Genomic DNA, 23,337 nt, shown 5'->3' on the forward strand with positions numbered 1-23,337 from the left:
CATTATCCCCTTTCTGCCACTACACCTGGCTCTACATCATCAAATGTAAAGCTGGTCAGCGGGCCTTTTGACTGGTCATCTGCTCCTGCCTGATATTCGCCGTAGAATGTATCAATATCCTTGATAAACTTACGGTTAAACAGATGAAGCGGAATACCCTGCGGACAAACACGGCTGCACTCGCCACAGTCTGTACATCTTCCTGCAACGTGGAATGCACGGATAATGTGGAACATTTTTTCTTCAAAGGAATCCACGTTTGCCTTCTGGGCACTGTCAAACTTGGTGCTGTCGAACACACATTTACGGCAGCTACAGGCCGGACATGCATTGCGGCATGCATTGCAGCGGATACATTTACTGAGCTCCTTCTGGAAAAATGCAAAACGCTCTTCCGGGCTCATTTTCTCAATTTTCTCAACTTCTGCAAAACGGTCTGCATCCTTTGTATCCTTGGACTCGCCGATGATCTCATCATAGATCATATGCTCTTTTCCTTTGCATACGTGGCAGCGCTCCAGCATTGCCTCCTTGTAGGCTACGGTCTTGTCACCATAGATTGTGGAAATATGAAGCTCCTCACAGGCATCTGTAAGCTCTGCTCCGGAAATACTTTTGATTCCCTTGATTCCCATTTCTCGAAGCTTCTCCACATTCAGCTTTCCTTTGCATCCAACACCAATAATATAGGCCTTTTCACGATCCACGCGATGTTCTTTGATCAGCTGGTTAAAGCTATAGGTATCACAAGGCTTCAGACAGACAAGGGTTTTTCCCTCTAATTTGGAAGCCTCGATCATCATTTTACTTAAGTTCTGTCCGCAGAAACCATTGTAAACAAATTCATCCAGGCTTTCTGCTGTTTCAAAATATGCTGCTTCCGGATTGTAAGACAGGTCTCCAGCTTTCCAGCCAAGAACACGCACTACGGTTCCATCAGCCAGCAGTTCTTTTGCACGGGTGATCAGTTCCTGCATCTTAAATCCTCCAATCTGACGTTTTTACCCAAAGAATAAATTTTTTCCACAAACTCATTCATGGTCTGGGAGAATTTTACACCTTCAGCGGCAGATACCCACTCTACACGGGTACGTCCGTTTTCTACACCAATGAAATCCAGCATGGAGAAAAGAAGGGTCATACGTCTTCTTGCATAATAATTTCCTGTTGTGTAATGACAGTCTCCCGGATGACAGCCACACATGATCACTCCGTCAGCACCCTTTTCAAAGGCACGGAGGATGAACATTGGATTTACACGGCAAGAGCATGGCACACGAATAATCTTTACATCAGCCGGGTAGGAAAGACGGCTGCTTCCTGCAAGGTCTGCACCTGCGTAGCTGCACCAGTTACAGCAGAATGCCACGATCTTGGGTCTGAATTCTTCTTTTGCTTCTATCGACATATTGCATCTACCTCCGCTAAAATCTGTCTGTTGGAGAATCCCTGCAGATCCATTGCTCCTGATGGACAGGTTACGGTACATGCACCGCAGCCCTGACAAAGAGCATTGTTTACTACTGCAATTCTTCTTGTTTCACGGATTCCGTGGTCATTTACCTGTTTTTCCTCATAGGAAATAGCACCATATGGACACACATTTGCACACTGAGAGCATCCGTTGCAAAGAAGCTCGTCAGAATGAGCAGTACATGGATTAGTTGTCAGCTTATCTTTTGCAAGAAGGCCGATTGCCTTTACTGCTGCTGCACCAGCCTGTGCTACTGTTTCCGGAATATCCTTCGGTCCCTGGCATACACCGGAAAGGAAAATACCAGCTGTAGGAGACTCTACCGGACGAAGCTTTGCATGTGCTTCTGTAAGGAAATTGTTGGTATCAATGCTTGCGGTAAGCATGGTTGCAATTTTTCTCACATCCTTATTTGGCTCAATAGCCGCTGCAAGAACTACCATGTCTGCTTCCATATGAATCTGTTTGTTTTCAAGGAGATCAGAAGCCTGAACCATAAGAGTTCCATCCGGCTGCGGAATAACCTTTCCAACCTGACCTTTTACATAATTAACACCGTAATCTTCAACAGCTCTTCTATAAAACTCATCGAAGTTCTTACCCGGAGTACGGACATCAATATAGAATACGGTTACGTTTGTATCCGGATATTTATCGCGGATCAGCATTGCATGCTTTGCAGTATACATACAACAGATCTTGGAGCAGTAGCTCTTTCCCCTCTCATCAGAGCAACGACTTCCGACACACTGTACGAATACAATATTCTTAGGAGCTTTTCCATCAGAAAGTCTCTCAAGATGACCCTTTGTAGGTCCTGCCGCATTCATGATACGCTCAAGCTCAAGGGATGTGATAACATCCTTACTCTGGCTGTATGCATACTCATCATATTTATCAAGAGGGATTACATCGAAACCGGTTGCAACTACAATTGCGCCGTATTTCTGTGTAACAATCTCATCCTTCTGCTCATAGTCGATTGCACCTGCTGCACAAACCTTGGAACAGGCACCGCATTTTCCGGTTTTGAATTTAATACAATTCTCACGGTCAATAACCGGAACATTTGGAATTGCCTGGGCAAACGGAATATAAATAGCACTTCTGTTATTCAGTCCGCGGTTAAATTCATTTGCATTTTTCTTAGATGGACATTTCTCAGAGCAAACACCGCAGCCGGTACATTTACTCATATCCACACTTCTTGCTTTCTTACGGATATCAACTGTGAAGTCACCCACAAATCCGCTTACCTTTTCAACTTCACTATATGTATAAATATTGATTTTCTCATGTGCTGCAGCCTCTACCATTTTTGGAGTAAGAATACATGCAGAACAGTCAAGTGTTGGGAATGTCTTATCAAGCTGTGACATTCTTCCGCCAATACTTGGAAGCTTCTCAACAATATCAACCTCATAGCCGGCTTCTGCAATATCAAGTGCAGACTGGATTCCTGCGATACCACCGCCGATTACAAGTGCACGTTTTGTTACAAGACTCTCTCCCGGCTGAAGAGGAGCATCTAAATTTACTTTTGCGATTGCTGCTCTTGCAAGGATCACTGCCTTTAAGGTAGCTTCCTCCATATCCTTGTGGATCCAGGAACAATGCTCACGAATATTAGCAATCTCTACCATATATGGGTTTAATCCCGCCTTTGCTGCTGCCTTGCGGAAGGTAGCTTCATGCATACGCGGGGAACAGGAACATACAACGATTCCTGTCAGATTTTTTTCATGGATGGCATTGATAATTTTTGCCTGTCCAGCTTCAGAACACATATACTGATAGTCTTCAGCATGAACGACACCTGGCTCCTTTGCAGCCATTTCCACTACTTTTTTTACATCAACTGTGGCTGCAATGTTGGTACCACAATGACATACAAATACACCTATTCTCTGCACTTTTCTCTCACCTCCTGTATCTTCTGAATGCACTTACCAGGAGCTGCTGAGGTGTTTCCTCATCGATCAGTTCCGGAATCTCGTCTGCCTCCAGGTAGTTCTGGCCTCGTTCACGGACAACCAGCTGTCTGGCAGCATCAATCAGTTTTCCTGGTTTTACATCTCTTGGGCAGCGCTCTACACAGGCAAAACAGGAAAGACATTTCCATAAGGATTTGGACTGTGCAAGTGCGTCTATATCGCCATTCTGTACATAAGTTACAAACTGGTGAGGTTTAATGTCCATTTCATTAAATGCAGGACAGGTTGCGGAGCATTTACCGCATTTCATACATTTCAGGGGATTTACTCCTGAAATCTCTTTGATTCTTTCAGCTGCATTCTGGGCATTTCCATATGTATAAGCCATTACTTCGCCACCTCCTCTTTTACTCCAAGAGCTTCTGCAAGAAGTTCTGTAAAATAGTAAACAGGAAGAGCACCATTTCCGTTCTTTCTAAGATTATACATACAAAGAGGACAGGCTGTGATCAGCATGTCTGCTTCGAACCCTTTTGCACTGTCCATGATCTTTTCACACATGTTCTGTGCCATATCTTTTTCCTTCAGGGAAATATAACCGCCGCAGCACTCATTGCGGTATGGATAAATAACCGGTTCTGCTCCAAGAGCACGGATGAACTCTTCCATGATAGTCGGGTTTTCCGGATTATCAAATGCCATGATCTTTCCCGGTCTTAAAAGAAGGCATCCATAATAAGCACCGATTTTTTTACCCTTTAACGGATTGACAACTTTCTTCTTGATTTCATCAAATCCTACTTCATCACGAAGAACCTCCAGATAATGAAGGACATTTGTCTCTCCTTCATACGGGGCATCCAGTTTCAGATAATTGTTTGCTCTTGTGCAAATATCTTCCACATTTTTCATGTCATCGTTCACACGTTTAAGCACATGATGACAGGCTGAACAGACTGTGATCAGATCCTGTCCTTTTTCTTTTGCATCATTTAAAGCACGGACGGAAGAAAGCTTGGTGGCAATCTCGTCGCTGCCAAGGGGATATACTCCGCCGCAGCACTGCCAGTCTTTGATCTCTTCCATTTCGAAGCCCAGTGCTTTTGCAGAAGCTCTGGCATATTCATCCAGATCTTTTGCTTTATTCTTCAGGGTACATCCTGGATAATAACTGTACTTCATGCTTCTTTTCCTTTCTTGCTCAGGCAAAGTGGAACCCGACTTATCGTTTTTAAAAAAGAAGTCGGGGTATCTTTGCTGGTATTATTAAAGCTCGATCTGTGCGATTACTTCTTTTAATGCTTCTGCACTCTTCTTAAGAAGTGCTACTTCCTCATTGTTCATACGCATCTGGACTTTTCCCTGAATTCCATTTGGTCCTACAAGAGTAAGGGTGCTAAGGCATACATCTTCGATTCCATACTCTCCATGAAGCATAGAGGATACAGTTGCAAGAGAATCAGAGGCAGCCAGAATCAGACCAACCAGCTGACAAACAGTTGCAGATACTGCATAGAAGGTCGCACCTTTCTTTGCAATAACCTGTCCGCCGGATTTCTGTACATATTCCAGCATAGCTTCTTTGTCTAATGGTTCTATTTCCTTGCCATACGCTTTCATTTCTTCGTAATATTCATCTGTGCTCAGACCGGAAATGTAAGCACTTGTCCATGGAATAAAGGAAGTGTCACCATGCTCACCAAATACATAAGCATGGATATTTCTCTGTGCAACTTTAAAGTGCTCGGAAAGTCCATAGCGAAGTCTGGCTGTGTCAAGGATGGTTCCGGATCCCATGATCTGATTCTCCGAAAGACCGGAAATCTTGGTAAATACATAAGTCATAATATCTACCGGATTACTTACGATGATATACTTTGCATTTGGAGCTTCTTTTACAATCTGAGGAGTAATGCTCTTCAGAATATTAACATTTGTCTGAGTAAGTTCAATTCGGGTCTGCCCAGGTTTACGGGCAATTCCGGATGTGATGATTACAATGTCGGAGTCTTTTGCATCTGCATAATCTCCTGCGGTCAGGGATACGGGACTTCTGAAGCAGGTTCCCTGCTCAATGTCCATAACCTCTCCTTCCACCTTTTCTTTGTTGATGTCAATCAGAACAATCTCAGAAGCAATCTCATCATGTGCCAGTGTATAGGCAATTGTAGATCCAACGCTTCCAGCTCCGATAATAGTAATTTTGCTGCTCATAATAAACTCCTTTCATGGGGTTTGTGGGATTATACCGTCTTTCCCCTGGAATTTGTTTGTTTTTTCCGTGGGATTTAGTAGTTTTCCCTGTGTGATGCTCTTTGTTTTTTGTTTATTTTTTAACAATCACATTTAGAAAAAAAGCGGTTTAAACTCTATTTTCTGCCTTGCGACATGGCCTAACCCAGGAACACGGACGTAATCCCACTCTGTTTTCCTGGGTTAAGTCATGTCACATTGTGTTTTTTCACAAATTTTTTCAACAAAGGACTTTTCCCTCTTTGTTTCCGCATAAAATATTGTTTTCTCCGCTCCATTTAAAATACCACAATGACAATCTTTTAACAACATATTTTTGAATTTTTTTATCATTTTTAAGTGGTTCTACATATTGTACAAAATTTCAGGATAATTTTCGATTGTTTTGTTGAAAGTCTCTCCGAAAAAAATAGCTATCGGAGAGGCTTTCTCAGAATCCAAATCTATTGCTGCGTTAATAGAATTAAAGAGCGTATAATTTTATAATGTTCTTCAGCTTCTCGACTGCGTAGTGGATGGCAATACAACCTCTGCATTGCATCCGGCACAACTTACAGAGTCCATTTTGCTCCAAATTCACCAGCACATTTCGGTCTGCTTTATACTTATAGAAACTAAGGAGGTGTTCTCATGAAATATCAACGTATTCAGGATCTCCGAATTGATTCTGACCTGTCCCAGAAACAGCTTGGCGAAGTCCTTCATATCAGCCAGCGTTCCTATTCTCATTACGAAACCGGTTCCCGCGGGATCCCGATTGAAATGCTGATCCGTCTTGCTGATTATTATGATACTACCATCGATTATCTTGTAGGACGAACCGACAACAAAGAACCTATTCGATAGTTTTGCATAGTATAAAATACTATAAAGAAAAAACACCCGCCGGATATTACGTAAAAAGAATTTTTCTGACATTCTCTTCGTGTATCTGACGGGTGTTCTTTATTTAATTTTCTTCACCGTATTTTCTTTCTTCCCACTCTGCTATTTTTGCAATGTTTGCCATTTCATATTCGTTAAAAACAGAATCCTGCTGAGCGTCAAAGGTCTCTGGATCTACCGTTCCCTGATACCAGGACTTGCTGTTGAAATAGTCCGAAATGTACTCTGTAACAAATTGTCGTCCGTGGCGGGCGTAAATTTCATTCTTGGCCAGTTCCAGCTGATCTGCACTATAGGCAGCGATCTCTTCATCTGTCAGATAACGGTCTGCACTGTCCGGGAAAAAGTATTCTCCGGTCTGTGTACTGGTCTGTTCCATATTCTCCGGCACAGGCGTTGCCGTCGGATCCGGCTGAAGATATACCTGTTCCCGGCTCATGATGCAGTTCACATTCGGATATACGGAGCTGACCGGCTCGCCTGTCGCAATTTTTACATAAAATTGTCCGTTATCAAAGACGATATTTCCCGATGCCTGATTTCCCGCAGAATCCGAAAAAGAAAATGCTGCTGCATTTCCTGCAACTTCTGCAGTAATATCAGCTGAGACAGACTGGGTCTGCGCACGGTCTGTCTGATAAAAGCTGAAGGAAATCCTGTCCAGGCTTATATCATATACATTGATCGTCGCTGTTCCATCTGTACTGTACCAGTAATCCCAGAAATTATCCGGATCAAAGGCAGCCACAACTGTAGGTACAGGAGTCGGTGTTGCCGTCGGTCTTGGTGTCGGAGAAAGTGTCACAGAAACCGTTATTGTCGGTGTTTTTGTCGGCGCATTTTTCAGCGCTTCCATTGCCGCCTGTCTTTCCCTTGCTTCAATCCTGCTTTTTCTGATTCCGGCCAGCAGAAGTGCTGCTGCACTAAATATAATAAAAAGTGAGATCAAAATCTTCAGAAGTACTCTGAGTCTCTGTTTTCTTCTCATCTGTATCACCTCAATTTCACGACCGTTTCAGCTTTGACCGCGATTATTCTTTTCCGCTCCAACAGTATGTACAAAGTTTACACGGTTCAATATCAATAGATGCTGTCAGATCATCCAGACGGTGATATTTCAAAGTAGTAAAGTTCAGTTCCTTTCGGATTTCTTCCAGCATTTCTTTGTAATTGGTGGAATCCGGATCCGCATAATCTGCAAGAACCTTTGCATCCACGTTTTCGCCCTCTCTCTTTGCAATGATCCTTCTTGTGATCAGATCCATCTCTGACTTGGAACGAGAGAAATTCAAGTATTTACACCCATAGAGCAGCGGCGGGCAGGCAGGACGGATATGTACTTCTTTTGCTCCATTGCTATAAAGGAATTCTGTTGTTTCGCGAAGCTGCGTACCGCGGACAATGGAATCATCGATCATCAGAAGGCTCTTATCCTTGATAAGCTTATGTACAGGGATAAGTTTCATTCTGGCTATCAGATTTCTCTGGCTCTGCTGTGTAGGCATAAAAGAACGCGGCCAGGTTGGTGTATATTTGATAAATGGACGTGCAAATGCTACTCCGGAACGATTTGCATATCCGATCGCATGAGCAATTCCAGAATCCGGAACACCGGCCACAATATCTGGATTGATCTGTCCTGCATCTCTTTGTGCCAGCATGTCTCCGCATTTATAACGCATCTCTTCTACATTAACACCTTCATAGGTAGAAGTCGGATAACCATAGTATACCCAGAGGAAAGAACAGATACGCATCTTTTCTCCTGGTTTCTGAAGAGTCTCAATGCCCTCCGGAGTCACAAAAACAATTTCTCCTGGTCCCAGTGCTTTTTCATCCTCATATCCAAGATTAATATACGCATGACTTTCAAAAGAAACACAACGTGCATCTTCTTTGCGTCCGATGATCAGCGGTGTTCGTCCCAGACGGTCTCTGGCTGCGATCAGGCCGTCTGGCGTCAGAAGCAGCATGGTCATGGATCCCTCGATCATTTCCTGTGCATAGCGGATTCCCTCTGCTATTGAATTTTTGCTGTTGATCAGAGAAGCTACTATTTCTGTAGGATTCACATTTCCACCGCTCATTTCAAGAAAATGTGTACATCCGTTTTTGAAGCTCTGCTCGATCAGTTCTTCCATATTATTGATCTTGCCGACTGTCGTAATTGCAAAATTTCCAAGATGAGAGCGCACAAGCAATGGCTGTGGTTCGTTATCCGAAATACAGCCGATTCCAAGATTTCCCTGTAATTCTGAAACATCTTTGTCGAATTTTGTACGGAATGGTGAGTTTTCTATGTTATGTATTGCACGGTCAAAGCCCTTTTGTTTGTCATAAACTGCCATTCCTCCTCGTCTGGTTCCCAGATGAGAATGATAATCAATTCCAAAAAACAGATCCAGCACGCAGCTGTTTTTTGAAGCTACTCCAAAAATTCCACCCATGTTCGTTTCTCCTTATTTTTTCTCTTTAATAATTCCTCTTCGATATGCTTCCAAAAGCTGTACCAGTTCACTGATTCTTTCCTTGAGTGCCTTTCCGGTATCTGTATCACCTACCAATCTTCTCTTTGTTGTATAATGAACCGATACACGATTGGAAACAATATCACTTTCTTTGGAAACAGCATCTTCTGTGGATGTAAAAGATTCATGCGCACAGAGGATCAGTCCGTAGGAATTGTAGATCAGCGTATATCCTGCAATTCCGGTAACTTTATGATAAGCCTTACAGAAACCACCATCAATAACGATGACTTTTCCGCCGCATTTCACAGGACTTTCTCCTTCACCCTGATGCACCGGAACATGTCCGTTAACAATATGTCCCTGTGCAGGATCCAGACCAAACTCCCTGAGAAGGCTGTCTACAACTTCTTCATTTTCCAGAAGATGGTAGTAAGCCCCTTTGATTTCTTTATGCGTTTCTTTATCAGCAATAAAATACCGTTCAAAGGTTGTCATCTTATCTTTACCAAACAGCGGTGAATTTGGGCTTGCCCAGATAAACCAGAGAATATCACTTCCCTTACGCTGTTCTTCTCCATCTACTGAAAAGAAAGCTCTTCTTACATAAGCTTCCAGGACATCGTAGAGTTCTTTTCCCTTATAGGTTTTACCATAAATCTGAACTTCCTTGAGACTTCCGTCCTCATTCAAAGGAATGCAGCCATGGAACAGAAGATTTCCGTTAAAGGTCTTATAAAGTCCACCCTTATCAAGAAGAAGCCGCATATGCTTCTGCAGTTTCTCACAGTTACGGAACGCAGCCTCCAGCCGCTCCATCACATCCTTTTCACCTGAAGTCAGTTCATACGGTTTCTTCCAGTCGATGGTCGGAAACTTCGTATCCAGAAGCGGATATTCTTTGCCGTCTGGAAGTGTGATCGTTCCCTTTTCCGGATCGATCCTGTGGAGCAGGCAGCGATTTTCCATATGAAATTCTTTATGGCGGCGGATAAGCTGTCCTTCCAGCTTAAACTGAATGATCGAGATTGCCTTATGCATCTTTCTGCCGAGTTCTTTTTCTACCGCATTATAGTTCGAAGTTCCCTTCATCTCAAATACTTCACACGGATCATCTTTGTAGACTTCCAGTGCAAACGTAGCAAGCGGCAGAAGATTGATTCCATAGGCATCTTCCAGAATATCCATATTCCCATAACGAATGCTGTTTCTGAGAACCGTCGCAATGCAGACCTTCTGCCCCACCGCAGCGCCCATCCAGACTGCATCATGATTGCCCCACTGTATATCCAGAGAATGATATTCCATCAGACGATCCATGATAAAATGAGGACCCGGTCCCCTGTCAAAAATGTCCCCCAGAATATGCAGATGATCCACTACCAGACGCTGGATCAGTTCTGCCAGTGCAATAATAAAATTCTCTGCACGTCCGATTTCTATGATCGTGTCCACGATGGAATCATAATACGCTTCTTTATCCAGCACCTCTGCTTTTTCTGTGATCAGTTCCTCTATCACATAGGCATAATCTACCGGCAATGCCTTGCGGACTTTAGACCGGGTATATTTGGAAGCGGTGGTTTTGCAGACCTCGATCAGTCGATACAATGTGATTTTGTACCAGTTTTGCATATCTTCTTCTGTCTTTTTGACAAGACGCATTTTTTCTTTTGGATAATAAATAAGTGTAGCCAAAGCACGTTTATCATTATTGCTCAGGGTATGTCCGAACACATCATCAATTTTCTTACGGACCGCCCCTGAACCGTTGCGGAGCACATGGGCAAATGCCTCATATTCCCCATGGATGTCCGACATGAAATGTTCGGTTCCTTTTGGAAGATTCAAAATTGACTGCAGGTTGATGATCTCTGTAGAAGCCTTTCCAATAGTCGGATACAGTTCTGCCAGTCTCTGCAGATACCTTAACTCTTCTTTTTTCATCCTCTTCTCCTTTTAAATAAGTGCACTGTCAAACAGCGAAAACTGATTGGACTGCGGAATATCTCCAAAAATCCCCAGATCATCCATCAGATCGATCACCGTCTTACTTACTTTGGTTCTGTCACGAAAATCATCTTTCGACAAAAATTTCCCATTTTTTGCAGCATCCACAACCGCTTCAGCCGCCTTATCTCCCATTCCGTCAATACAGTTCAGTGCCGGCATCAGTTTGCCGTCAATGATCTGAAAACGATTTGCTTTTGCTTTATAAAGGTCAATAGGGAGAAATTCAATTCCTCTTGCATACATTTCCTGTACAATTCTCATGTCACGGATCGAGTCCTGTTCCTTTTTGGAAGCCTCATCACCTTTCTTACGGATCTCTGCGAGGTAATAATCCAGACGTTCCCTGCCCATGCACATGGTCTCATAAGAAAAAGCCGTCGCACGGATACTGAAAAATGCGGCATAATATGCCAGTGGCTTAAATACCTTAAACCAGGCGATCCTCCATGCCATCATAACATAGGCCGCCGCATGTGCCTTTGGGAACATATACTTGATCTTTTTACAGGACCAGATGTACCACTCAGGAACCTTGTGTTCCCTCATCGTAGCTTCCCATTCATCACGCAGTCCCTTTCCCTTACGGACACTCTCCATAATGGTAAATGCAAGACTGCTCTCCACTCCCATGCTGATAAGGTAGATCATAATATCATCTCGCGTACAGATTGCTGTAGAAATCGTTGCCTTACCTTCTTCGATCAGTGTCTGTGCGTTGCCGAGCCACACGTCCGTACCATGGGACAGACCTGCTATTCGGACAAGATCCGAGAAATACTGCGGCTTTGTATCAATAAGCATCTGCATGGCAAAATCCGTACCGAATTCAGGAATTCCAAGACATCCCAGTTTACATCCTCCGATATTCTCTGGCTTGATCCCCAATGCATCCGTACCGGCAAAAAGTGACATAACTTCCTTGCTGTCAAGAGGTACATCACGGGCACTTAAGCCTGTAAGATCCTCCAGCATACGGATCATTGTCGGATCATCGTGTCCGAGAATATCAAGTTTCAGAAGGTTTCCGTCAATGGAATGGTAATCAAAATGTGTTGTGATGATATCACTGTTTTCATCGTTTGCCGGATGCTGTACCGGTGTAAATTTCTCAATCTCCTCACCCACCGGAAGAACAATGATTCCTCCTGGATGCTGACCAGTTGTTCTTCGGATTCCCGTACAGCCTTTCACAATTCGGTTAATCTCACAATAACGCTTGTGCTGACCTCGTTCTTCATAATAATTCTTCACATAACCGAACGCAGTCTTCTCTGCCAGCGTACCGATCGTCCCTGCTTTAAATGTCTGTCCCTTTCCAAAGATAACCTCTGTATAGCGATGTGCATTTGCCTGATATTCTCCCGAAAAGTTCAGGTCGATATCCGGCTCCTTATCACCTTTGAATCCAAGGAAGGTTTCAAACGGAATATCAAACCCCTCTTTGTTCATCCTGGCGCCGCACTTCGGACAGATCTTATCCGGCATATCGCATCCCGCCATACCGCCAAACTTCTTCACCTCCGGCGAATCAAAATCACTGTATTTGCACTCCGGACACAGATAATGCGGCGGCAGCGGATTAACTTCCGTGATACCGGACATTGTTGCAGCCAGAGAAGATCCTACCGAACCACGAGAGCCTACCAGATAACCATCTTCATTGGATTTCCACACCAGTTTCTGTGCAATGATATACATAACGGCATAACCGTTGGAAATAATAGAGTTCAGTTCTCTGTTCAGCCTCTCCTCCACGATCGCCGGAAGATTTTCTCCATACATTTCATGTGCCTTGTTAAAACAGATGTCTTTGAGGTCCTGATCTGAGTTTTCAATAACAGGCGGATATTTATCCGGATGGATCGGAGAAATTTTCTCTATCATATCTGCAATCTTATTGGTATTTGTAATAACAACTTCCTCTGCCTTCTCACTGCCCAGATAGGAAAATTCTTCCAGCATCTCCTCTGTCGTTCGAAGATAAAGAGGAGCCTGGTTGTCTGCATCCGAAAATCCATTTCCCGCCATGATGATACGGCGGTAAATCTCATCCTCCGGATCCATAAAATGCACGTCACAGGTCGCAACAACCGGCTTTCGGAACTGATCTCCAAGTTTGACGATTTTCTTATTCAGCTCGATCAGATCCTCATTGGAATTTACGCGGTCGTTTTTTTCATCTGCAAGCATAAATGCATTATTTCCAAGCGGCTGGATTTCCAGATAATCATAAAAATTAACCAGTCTGGCTATTTCCGCTTCCGGTGCATTTCGAAGCAATGCCTGGTAAAGCTCCCCGGCCTCGCAGGCACTTCCTATCAGAAGTCCCTCTCTGTGCTCCAGAAAAAGACTCTTTGGAACTCTCGGTCTTCTCCTGTAATATTTCAGATGTGACTGGCTGACCAGCTTGTACAGATTAATTCTTCCAGTCTCATTTCTTGCAAGGATGATTGCATGGTACGTAGGAAGCTTCTTGATCGTATTGACAGAAACATTTCCCTGTTTATTCAGTGTATCCACATCTGAAATGTCCCGCTCCCTCAGCATCTCCACAAAACGGACAAAAATTTCTGCCGTACATGCCGCATCGTCCACCGCTCTGTGGTGATGATCCAGTGAAACACCTACCGCTTTCGCAACCGTATCCAGTTTAAAACGGTTCAGTGCCGGAAGAAGAAATCTTGCCATTCCGACAGTATCTACATAGGTATATTCCTCGGGCAGTCCCTGTCTTTTGCAGTTTTCAATGATAAAGCTCATGTCAAAATCGGCATTGTGAGCAACCATAACAGCGCCTTCACAGAACTTTAGGAACTGTGGCAGAACGGTCTTAATATCCGGTGCATCCATGACCATGGAATCGTTGATGCTTGTCAGCTGTTCTATCCTGTACGGGATTGGAACTTTCGGATTAACAAAGGTTGAAAAACGATCCGTGATCACACCCTTTTCGACACGTACTGCACCAATCTCAATAATTTCGCAGGTCAGCGGAGAAAAACCTGTTGTTTCTATATCAAATACGACAAAGCTTCCATCCATCGACTGTCCCTGGCTGTTGGTGACAATCCCTTTGAGGTCATCCACAAGATAGGCTTCCATACCGTAAAGGACTTTAAAGTCTGAATCTTTCGGTACGATACCTCCCCATGCATCAAAGCAGTGATTTGCTTCCGGGAATGCCTGTACCACACCATGGTCTGTGATTGCAATCGCCTTATGTCCCCATTCATAGGCACGTTTTACCAGATCCTTCGCAGTGGTAACACCGTCCATATCGCTCATCTTGGTGTGACAATGAAGTTCCACTCTCTTCTGTGGGCTTGTGTCCATTCTCATGCTTCTGAAATCGGCAATCTTCTTGATTCCTGAGATTGATCCTATGGTCAGTTCACTGTCAAAACGGTCGATCGTAGTAACTCCCTTAAATTTCAGGAAAGCTCCTTTTTTGACAGTTTCCGTCACTTCCGGGACCTGCTCATTCCGAAGGAACATCTTGATCACAATGGAGTCCGTAAAATCGGTCACTGTAAGAATCAGAATTGTCTTTTCATTACGAATTTCTCGTGCCTCTACCTCCTCGATGCGACAGCGGATCATAACCTCTCCCATCTCACCGGTGATCGACTCCAATGGAATCGTTTCTCCCTCAAAGTCTCTTCCGTATACGACATCCGGATTGCTGTCCTTACGGAAGCCTCCTCGATAATCGTTCTGCTGTCCCTTTTTCTTCTCAAAAGATTTGGTTTTCTGCTCCTGTCCGGATTTTTTACTGTCTTTGTCTTTGCTTCCGGAAACATCGGATTTTCCCTGTGCAGCCTCTCCTTCTGTATCTTTTGAAGACTCAGCAGTCTCCGGTGTCAGTTTTGCATGCTTCAGGACATTCGCAACCTCCTGCCGGATCTGAAGTGCCGCATTCTTACGATATTTGCTCTCCTGCATTTCCTGAAAATCCAGCTGGATCTTAAGATTCATTCCGCAGCGTTCACAAAACACCTTATGAAGATATTCCACCAGAATCTCACTTTTTTCACGGGCAATCACAGAATCGGGAAGAAGCAGGTTCATTTTCTCTTCTGATGGAAAGCTGATCTGCGCACGCTTAAAAAGATTGTATTCCAGCATATTATAATTTTTTAGTTCCAGTTCCATACTGGCACGGTAAACCTCAAGAAAATTCGCCGGGGAATACTGTTTCGACAGATGAAATCTCTCGATCACTGTTACCTGCATTTCTATTCCCGGAAAACACTGCCGTTCAATCTGGTCTTCCAGTGCAAAAATAAATTTCTTATGGATCCACCGCTCGCTCTGGATATAGACCCACAATCTGGTCTTTGCGTGATTGCAGGTTACCCTGGAAACTGTGACCATTTCCAGCCATTCCTTCAGCTGATCTTTCAGCTTCAGAACCGGAAACACGTCAAAGAATTCTTTTTCCATGTCTGATGCCTCTTTCTTATGCCTCCCAGTGAAGCAATTCGTTTCTCAGCGTATCCAAAAGCTCATCCTCCGGTACTTTCTTAACGATCTCTCCTTTTTTGATCAGAAGTCCTACTCCAACTCCACCGGCAATTCCGATGTCTGCTTCCTTTGCTTCTCCCGGTCCATTGACCACACAGCCCATAACCGCAACCTTGATATCCAGTGGAATATCCTGCACCATTGCCTCTACCTTATTTGCAAGACCGATCAGATCAATACGGGTACGTCCGCAGGTCGGGCAGGACACAACTTCAATGCCGCCTTTACGCAGTCCCAGGGTCTTGAGGATTCTTTTTGCTGATTTGATCTCTTCAAGTGGTGCTCCTGTAAGGGAAACACGAATCGTGTCACCAATCCCCTGATACAGAATAATACCAAGACCAACTGCTGATTTAATATTTCCTGAATACAGGGTTCCCGCCTCTGTGATTCCTACATGCAGCGGATGATCTGTTTTACTGGCGATCAGCTCATGTGCTCTCGCACACATCATAACATCTGAGGATTTAATACTGATGACAAGATTGTCATATCCCATCTCTTCTATAATACGAACCTTATCCAGTGCACTCTCCACAAGTCCTTCTGCAGTAACTCCATGATATTTCTCAACAAGTTCTTTCTCAAGGGAGCCACTGTTGACACCGACACGGATCGGAATATTACGTTCCCTGGCCACATCGACCACCGCCTGGATCCTTTCCCTGCTTCCAATATTTCCCGGATTGATACGAATCTTGTCCGCGCCATTCTCCATCGCAGCGATCGCCAGTCGATAATCAAAATGAATATCTGCTACCAGTGGAATATGAATCTGTTTCTTGATTTCCTTCAGTGCCTGTGCGGCCTCCATTGTAGGCACCGCACAGCGGATGATCTCGCAGCCTGCTGCCTCCAGCTCAAGAATCTGCTTTACTGTTGCCTCCACATCTTCTGTCTTTGTGTTTGTCATAGACTGGATAAGAACCGGATTGCCTCCTCCAATCTTTCTGTTTCCGATCTGTACTACTTTGGTATGATCCCTGTACATAAGTTTCCCTCCATTTTATAGTATCGACTTTCTTATACATCTGATCTACAACTGTCCATCCCTTTTGTTATTACCAGGATTTCCAAAAAAACAGAGCCGCCCTGTAAGCGAGTGCTCCTTCTCTGCTTCATATTATAACGAACTGACCTATAAAATACAAGTTTTCATTGAAGTCACCACAATAAAGTGCTAAAATGTATGGAAAAGACAGCCATACGAATGGAGGAATATATATTATGGAAAAAAAGAACATTGACTGGGGCAACATTGGTTTCGGTTATATCCCAACAGATTATCGTTTTGTTTCTAAATTCAAAGACGGCAAATGGGATGAGGGTGAACTGACCACAGACCCTAACGTAGTACTGAATGAATGTGCCTGCGTATTTCAGTATGCACAGACTGTATTCGAAGGTATGAAGGCTTACACAACCGAGGACGGACATATTGTTACTTTCCGCCCGGATCTCAACGCAGAACGTCTTGCAAACTCCGCAAAGAGACTGGAAATGCCGGTATTCCCTGAGGATCGTTTTGTAGATGCTGTTGTCAAAACCATCAAGGCAAACGAAGCTTATGTACCACCATACGGATCAGGAGCTACCCTGTATGTACGTCCGTATATGTTTGGAAGCAACCCTGTAATCGGCGTAAAACCTGCTGACGAATATCAGTTCCGTATCCTTACCACACCGGTAGGACCATACTTTAAAGGCGGTGCAAAACCAATCACTATCCGTGTCACAGATTTCGACCGTGCCGCACCGCATGGAACAGGACACATCAAAGCCGGCCTTAATTATGCAATGAGTCTCCATGCGATCATGGATGCACATCGTCAGGGCTATGACGAAAATATGTATCTTGACTCTGCAACCAGAACAAAGGTTGAAGAGACCGGTGGTGCCAACTTCATCTTCGTAACCAAAGACGGCACTGTTGTAACTCCAAAGTCCAGCAGCATTCTTCCATCCATCACCCGTCGTTCTCTGATCTACGTTGCAGAACATTATCTGGGACTCAAGGTTGAAGAACGTGAGGTATATCTGGATGAAGTCAAAGATTTTGCAGAATGCGGACTCTGTGGAACTGCCGCAGTTATCTCCCCTGTAGGCAAGATCGTTGACCATGGCAAAGAAATCTGTTTCCCAAGCGGAATGGAAGAAATGGGACCGACAACCAAAAAACTGTACGAAACTCTGACCGGTATCCAGATGGGACGCATCGAAGCTCCTGAAGGATGGATCAAAGTTATCGAATAATTTTTATCATAGCATACAAGGTGTGGAATCAGCTCCACACCTTGTTTTATTATTACTGTTTACTCCGTTCACAGCAGCTTTAAGTTATTTAACTCTCTCATACTTCACAAATGTGTATTCCAGATCAAAATACGTCTGCTCCTCGCTCTCTGCAGTCACCTTCCAATCCGGCATCTCATCAAGATTCGGGAAATAGCTATCTGCCTCATACTCAAAATCAATTTTGGTCACATGTGCAGTATCACAATATGGAAGAAGCTGTTTATAAACACTGTCACCACCGATACAGTATACCTGTTCTGCCGGGTATTTTTTGATTTCTTCCAGAAGTTCTTCTATCGTATGAACGATAACTGCATCCTTTACCTTGTAATCTTTGTTTCCGGTAAGAACAATATTTGTTCTGTTCTTAAGCGGAAGTCCGTTTGGAAAGCTTTCCAGGGTCTTACGCCCCATAACAACAACTTTGCCGGTTGTTTCCTGACGAAACATCTTCATGTCAGCCGGGATGCTTACCAGAAGCTTGTTGTCCTTGCCAATTGCCCAGTTCTTATCTGCTGCTACAATAATATTCATATCTGAGTTCCCTTCTTTATTTATATAGTATACTTCCAGATCAGCTTTCTCCGAAAAATCAGATCGCGATCGGAATATTTTTGATCTGAGGCCAGGTCTGATAATTTTCTACGATCAGATCGTCCGTTGTAAAATCATAGAAATTCTTAACCTCCGGATTCAGTCTGACAACCGGTGCCGGATATGGCGTACGACTGATCAGTTCTTTGATAACCGGTACATGACGGTCATAAATATGACAATCCGCGATCACATGAACCAGTTCGCCGGCTTCCATATCGCAGGCCTGTGCAAACATCATCAAAAGAATGGAATACTGACATACATTCCAGTTATTTGCTGCCAGAATATCCTGTGAACGCTGATTCAGAACTGCATTCAGGGTCAGCTTATCCTTTCCTGGTTCTTTCGTTACATTAAATGTCATGGAATAAGCACACGGATAAAGATTCATCTCATGAAGATCCTGATGTACATAAATATTTGTCATGATACGACGACTGTATGGATTATTCTTAAGATCATACAGCACTCGATCCACCTGATCCATCATTCCTTCTCTGTACTGATGCTTCACCTGCATCTGATAACCATAAGCCTTACCGATCGATCCATTCTCATCTGCCCAGCTGTCCCATATATGGCTGTGAAGATCATGGATATTGTTGGATTTTTTCTGCCAGATCCAGAGAATTTCATCCATAGCACTCTTGAGAGCCGTTTTGCGTAGTGTCAATGCCGGAAATTCTTTGCGCAGATCATAACGGTTGACAACACCAAATCTCTTGATCGTATATGCCGGAGTTCCGTCCTCCCATACCGGGCGAACCTTCTCGCCTTCTGTGCTGGTTCCATTCTCTATTACATCCCTGCACATATTGATAAATGTAACATCTGCTAAACTCATTTGCTCTTCTCCCTTCATACCGCCAAAATCCTCTCACTGTCTGACAGCATCTTGTATTTTCTTCGCCATTCTGGTAACCAGTATAGCATATCCCTCAAGTCCTTGTCACCATTTTGCTTTACATTTCAAAACTCCCATGCTATATTAGTGCCATGAAAATATTGATTACATTACTGAAACCCTTATCTTTTTTGCCGGCGCTTCTTATGATGTATCTGATCTTTTCATTTTCAGCCCAGACCGGGGAGGTGTCCGGGGAACTAAGCTATAAGATCAGCTACAAGATCGTTGAGATCAAAAGTGAGGTTTTACACCAGGAAAAAAGTTACGACGAATTGTACTATGAAGCCGATCAGATCCATTTTTATGTACGAAAAGCCGCTCATATGACAGAATATTTCCTTCTGGCTATTGCAGTTTCTTTTCCGCTTTATGTCTATCGTGTGAGAGGATTCTGGCTGTTTCTGCTCGCCGGAATTATCTGTGTCGGATTCGCAGGGCTGGATGAATACCATCAGTCCTTTGTTGCAGGGCGCGGTCCCTCTGTTCGTGATGTCTGCATCGACAGCAGCGGAGCTTTTATCGGAATCATACTTGTCCAGTTGTTCTGCTGGTCAACATTACATAATCCTGATACCCCCAAAAGAAGGAAAGTTAAAAAAGTAACCACGCGTAAAAAACGCCGCAGATATTGAAATCTGCGGCATTTCTTTTTTATGTAACGGATTTGTTTATTCCTGATCTTCATGATCAGATTCTTTATCGAACACTGTGCTTTCTGCAGTTTCCTCAGAATTTTCTTCCGTATTCTCTTCATCAAGTCCATCTGCCAGATGAGCTCTTTCTGCAATACTCATAGTTTTCTTCTGCTCAGGTACTTCTTCCGGCTTCTGTTCCGGTTTTGCAGCCTCTGCTGCCTGTTTTGCCTTCTCTCTCTTTATAAGATCTCTGCATCCAACAACCAGCATCACAACTCCGACGATCAGGAAACCAACTCCTGCCGCAAAGAATCCCCAGCTGCTGCCGTTCGTACCATTCAGTACATCCTGACACAGCTTATACCCTGTATACAAAAGATAAACTCCTGCCAGAAGCATAATGATGGAACTGCGAAGCGGAGTTCCCTGTTCCTTTGTTTCCTCATTCACAGATTCCTGCATATCCTGTTCCAGCTGTTGTTTATTATTTTCTTCCATTATAATCTCCTCTCGCCTGTCTTACAGTTACTACTCTTATCGATCTGCTCTTCTATTTCTGTCTCTTCTATTTCTGTCTCTTCTTCCGGTTCTTCAGCAACCGGCTCTCTGTAAAGACGGCCATAGATTCTCGTAACTTCTCTCATATGGTACAGAGTCATGTCTGAAATCTGTCCTCTGGTCAGTCTCCACTTCCAGTTGTCACCCAGAGTTGCCGGGGCATTCATACGTGCTTCATTGCCCAGGCACAGATAATCCTGGATCGGGATCACTGCCAGATCTGCCACACTTGCAAGTGCAATACGGATCAGTCCCCATACACAGTCATTTACCGGGGCTTCATAGCAGTTAATATACTCTCTTACAAAATCTCTGTCATGTCCCTGAAGGCCTTCCAGCCATCCCTTAGTTGTCTCATTGTCATGGGTTCCGGTATAGACCACGCAGTTATGTTCATATTTATACGGAAGATATGCACTGTCTTCACTTCCATCAAACGCAAACTGCAATACCTTCATTCCCGGATATCCGCTTTCTTTGAGCATTTCCAGAACACTTTCTGTCAAAAATCCCAGATCCTCTGCGATCACATGCAGATTCTCAAGTTTCTTATTCAGTGTATTAAACAGATCCATTCCTGGGCCTTTTTCCCATTCACCCTTCCGGGCTGTTTTTTCTCCATATGGAATCGCATAATATTCATCAAACCCACGAAAATGATCGATTCTGACAACATCATATAATTCCAGGCAATGTTTCATTCGCTGAACCCACCAGTCATATCCTGAGGCTTTTAATTTCTTCCAATCATACAGTGGATTTCCCCAGAGCTGACCTGTCGCGGAAAATGCATCCGGCGGACATCCGGCTACTGATTTCGGATTATGATCCTTATCAAACTGCAGCATCTCAGGATTCGCCCATGCATCAGAGCTGTCTAACGCTACATAGATCGGCACATCACCAATTATGCTGATGCCCTTTTTGTTTGCATATTTCTTAAGCTTTCTCCACTGAGTGGTAAAGCAGTACTGCTGAAAACGATAAAAATTAATCTCTGTTTCAAGTTCTTTCTCTGCTTCTTTGACCGCTTTAGAATGACGGTCTTTGAGTTCATCCGGCCAGTCGATCCAGCAGATTCCCTTCTGGGAATTCTTGATTGCCATGAATAAACAATAATCTGTCAGCCAGTTCTTCTCTTCCTTAAGGAAAATCTCATAATCCTTATCCTTCAAAAAATCCGATCTCTCATATGCCTTACGAAGAAGTTTATACCTTGACATATACATCTTTTCATAATCTACATAAGATTCGCTTCCACCCCAGTCACAGGACTCACATTCCTCTCTGGTCAGAAGTTTCTCTTCGATCAGATCCTCAAGACTGATAAAATAAGGATTTCCCGCAAAGGTAGAAACTGACTGATAAGGAGAATCTCCATATCCAGTAGGTCCCAACGGAAGTATCTGCCAATACTGCTGTCCTGCTTTCTCCAACTGATCTACAAATTCATAGGCTTCCTTCGAAAAACACCCGATTCCGTATTTTGACGGTATACTGGATATACCCATTAAAATGCCGCTTGCTCTCATTTTATCTCCTCCAAATCTGGTAAATATTCACAAAACACATTATATCAATACCATACCCATTTAGTCAAGATAAATAAAAAGAGAGTTTGTATCTGTATTCCTCACAAACACTTCTTCCTCTTCTCGTTGTCTTTCCCTGCCACAGCCCTCCATGGCCAGACAGAGCATCAGCAGACATAAAATAAAAATCTGTTTTTTCCTCACATCATATCTCCGTTTTTATTTTTAGGGTTTCAGAAAAACAGATTTTTATTCATGGATATCAGAAACCTTTTTTCTTTATGTATGTCACAATATTGCTCCAGACTTTTTCTTTCTCTTTTTCATTCAGGATCTCATGACGCATTCCCGGATAAAGTTTACCTTTTACATCCAAATATCCGGCACGTCTCATCGCATGGACCGCACTGGCAAATTTACGCACATTGCCAAGGCAGGGATCCTCTGCTCCGCTGATAAAAAGAACCGGCATTCTTGGATTTTTACAGTTCCATTTATGTACATCATATGCTTTTTTCATAAGTTCGAACAAAGCAAGATAGGCATCATCTGTAAAAGTAAAGCCACATAATTCCGAATCCGCATATGCCTGATAAACCGACGGATCAGAGCAGGTCCAGGCATTTGGATTTCCCTCTTTTCTGAATTTCCACACGTAAGCTCCGAAGGAAAGCGTTTCCAGGATATGACTCCTGTGACGATATCCCAGGATCTTTCCCTCTGCCAAAGCAATCATCTCTCCAAGAATCCTTGCCTTGTTTTCACTTGGCGATCCACACACGATCAGCATATCCATGCAGTCATCATGCTCACTTGCAAAGGCCCGCACAGCCAGCGATCCCATACTGTGTCCCAAAAGGATCAGCGGAAGATCCGGAAAATATTTACGGATATCACAGTTCACTTTTTCAATGTCTTTAAGCATTCCTCTGGCACCACTGCCATACATATAACCAAGGTCCTCTCTGGTACGGACGCTTTTGCCATGTCCTCTGTGATCATGGATCACTGTCACAAATCCCTGTTCTGCGAGATATTCCATAAATGGTATGTAACGTTCCTTATGTTCACACATTCCATGAACAAGCTGAATGATTGCTCTGTACGGTTTCTGTTCCGGACAGATGCACAGAGCAGAAATTTCCAGCCCATCTGCCTCCGATCTGAAAAAATCTTCGTATTTTTTTACCATAAGCACTTCCTCCTCTTCGTAAAAAGAAATCCCCCTCTGCTTTCTCTGTAATGTTAAGGTTATTTTATGA

At 43.6% G+C, this 23,337-nt stretch carries 20 protein-coding genes; 3 read left to right on the forward strand and 17 right to left on the reverse strand.

Annotated features, from left to right (window positions below; genetic code table 11):
- Positions 1-2: 2 nt before the first annotated feature.
- The 6 genes from GT674_RS08115 to GT674_RS08140 form a co-directional block, all read right to left on the reverse strand.
- Positions 3-977 (reverse strand): 4Fe-4S dicluster domain-containing protein, encoded by a 975-nt coding sequence (locus tag GT674_RS08115; protein ID WP_161285235.1) that lies wholly within the window; start codon positions 975-977, stop codon positions 3-5.
- A complete protein-coding gene (locus GT674_RS08120; protein ID WP_117851105.1) occupies positions 965-1,408 on the reverse strand; it encodes a hydrogenase iron-sulfur subunit in 444 nt (147 codons plus the stop codon). Before GT674_RS08120 ends, GT674_RS08115 begins: the two co-directional genes overlap by 13 nt.
- On the reverse strand, positions 1,399-3,387 hold the full coding sequence (locus GT674_RS08125) for a CoB--CoM heterodisulfide reductase iron-sulfur subunit A family protein (RefSeq protein WP_118698727.1): 1,989 nt from the start codon (positions 3,385-3,387) through the stop codon (positions 1,399-1,401). The genes GT674_RS08120 and GT674_RS08125 overlap by 10 nt, the downstream gene beginning before the upstream one ends.
- Positions 3,388-3,394: 7 nt before the next feature.
- A complete protein-coding gene (locus GT674_RS08130; RefSeq protein WP_161285236.1) occupies positions 3,395-3,796 on the reverse strand; it encodes a 4Fe-4S dicluster domain-containing protein in 402 nt (133 codons plus the stop codon).
- A complete protein-coding gene (locus tag GT674_RS08135) occupies positions 3,796-4,590 on the reverse strand; it encodes a CoB--CoM heterodisulfide reductase iron-sulfur subunit B family protein (protein ID WP_118698729.1) in 795 nt (264 codons plus the stop codon). Before GT674_RS08135 ends, GT674_RS08130 begins: the two co-directional genes overlap by 1 nt.
- A gap of 84 nt (positions 4,591-4,674) precedes the next feature.
- Entirely contained in the window at positions 4,675-5,622 is a 948-nt protein-coding gene (locus GT674_RS08140) for an L-lactate dehydrogenase (protein ID WP_118698730.1), read from the reverse strand.
- Positions 5,623-6,291: 669 nt separating this feature from the next.
- Between GT674_RS08140 and GT674_RS08145 the strand changes: the two genes are divergently transcribed.
- Positions 6,292-6,507, forward strand: a complete 216-nt coding sequence (locus GT674_RS08145) for a helix-turn-helix domain-containing protein (protein ID WP_161285237.1) — start codon at positions 6,292-6,294, stop codon at positions 6,505-6,507.
- Positions 6,508-6,610: 103 nt separating this feature from the next.
- On the opposite strand, the gene GT674_RS08150 is transcribed toward GT674_RS08145, so the two are convergent.
- The 5 genes from GT674_RS08150 to ispG are packed head-to-tail and all read right to left on the reverse strand — an operon-like array spanning position 6,611 to position 16,542.
- A complete protein-coding gene (locus GT674_RS08150; protein WP_161285238.1) occupies positions 6,611-7,534 on the reverse strand; it encodes a YARHG domain-containing protein in 924 nt (307 codons plus the stop codon).
- A gap of 43 nt (positions 7,535-7,577) precedes the next feature.
- Entirely contained in the window at positions 7,578-8,993 is a 1,416-nt protein-coding gene (locus GT674_RS08155; protein WP_161285239.1) for an amidophosphoribosyltransferase, read from the reverse strand.
- A 12-nt stretch (positions 8,994-9,005) separates the two neighbouring features.
- A complete protein-coding gene (locus tag GT674_RS08160; protein WP_161285240.1) occupies positions 9,006-10,961 on the reverse strand; it encodes a fructose-1,6-bisphosphatase in 1,956 nt (651 codons plus the stop codon).
- A 12-nt stretch (positions 10,962-10,973) separates the two neighbouring features.
- Positions 10,974-15,470 (reverse strand): PolC-type DNA polymerase III, encoded by a 4,497-nt coding sequence (locus GT674_RS08165; protein ID WP_161285241.1) that lies wholly within the window; start codon positions 15,468-15,470, stop codon positions 10,974-10,976.
- A gap of 16 nt (positions 15,471-15,486) precedes the next feature.
- Entirely contained in the window at positions 15,487-16,542 is a 1,056-nt protein-coding gene (ispG, locus tag GT674_RS08170; RefSeq protein WP_161285242.1) for a flavodoxin-dependent (E)-4-hydroxy-3-methylbut-2-enyl-diphosphate synthase, read from the reverse strand.
- Between the two features lie 236 nt (positions 16,543-16,778).
- Here ispG and GT674_RS08175 point away from each other — a divergent pair, with 236 nt between their 5' ends.
- A complete protein-coding gene (locus GT674_RS08175) occupies positions 16,779-17,804 on the forward strand; it encodes a branched-chain amino acid aminotransferase (protein ID WP_161285243.1) in 1,026 nt (341 codons plus the stop codon).
- Positions 17,805-17,888: 84 nt separating this feature from the next.
- On the opposite strand, the gene GT674_RS08180 is transcribed toward GT674_RS08175, so the two are convergent.
- On the reverse strand, positions 17,889-18,380 hold the full coding sequence (locus tag GT674_RS08180) for a dihydrofolate reductase (RefSeq protein WP_161285244.1): 492 nt from the start codon (positions 18,378-18,380) through the stop codon (positions 17,889-17,891).
- A gap of 58 nt (positions 18,381-18,438) precedes the next feature.
- Positions 18,439-19,287, reverse strand: a complete 849-nt coding sequence (gene thyA, locus GT674_RS08185) for a thymidylate synthase (RefSeq protein WP_161285245.1) — start codon at positions 19,285-19,287, stop codon at positions 18,439-18,441.
- Positions 19,288-19,439: 152 nt separating this feature from the next.
- On the opposite strand from thyA, the gene GT674_RS08190 reads away from it, so the two are divergent.
- Positions 19,440-19,982 (forward strand): VanZ family protein, encoded by a 543-nt coding sequence (locus GT674_RS08190; protein ID WP_161285246.1) that lies wholly within the window; start codon positions 19,440-19,442, stop codon positions 19,980-19,982.
- Positions 19,983-20,018: 36 nt separating this feature from the next.
- On the opposite strand, the gene GT674_RS08195 is transcribed toward GT674_RS08190, so the two are convergent.
- The 4 genes from GT674_RS08195 to GT674_RS08210 are packed head-to-tail and all read right to left on the reverse strand — an operon-like array spanning position 20,019 to position 23,267.
- Positions 20,019-20,483, reverse strand: a complete 465-nt coding sequence (locus GT674_RS08195) for a DUF308 domain-containing protein (protein ID WP_161285247.1) — start codon at positions 20,481-20,483, stop codon at positions 20,019-20,021.
- Positions 20,483-22,075, reverse strand: coding sequence for a 4-alpha-glucanotransferase (gene malQ, locus GT674_RS08200; RefSeq protein ID WP_161285248.1), 1,593 nt, complete (start codon positions 22,073-22,075; stop codon positions 20,483-20,485). Before malQ ends, GT674_RS08195 begins: the two co-directional genes overlap by 1 nt.
- A 60-nt stretch (positions 22,076-22,135) precedes the next feature.
- Positions 22,136-22,279, reverse strand: a complete 144-nt coding sequence (locus tag GT674_RS08205; protein WP_161285249.1) for a hypothetical protein — start codon at positions 22,277-22,279, stop codon at positions 22,136-22,138.
- A 58-nt stretch (positions 22,280-22,337) separates the two neighbouring features.
- Positions 22,338-23,267 (reverse strand): alpha/beta fold hydrolase, encoded by a 930-nt coding sequence (locus GT674_RS08210; RefSeq protein WP_161285250.1) that lies wholly within the window; start codon positions 23,265-23,267, stop codon positions 22,338-22,340.
- Positions 23,268-23,337 lie beyond the last annotated feature (70 nt).

The organism is Blautia sp. BIOML-A1, from assembly GCF_009883055.1.
In the GTDB taxonomy this organism is placed as follows: domain Bacteria; phylum Bacillota; class Clostridia; order Lachnospirales; family Lachnospiraceae; genus Blautia_A.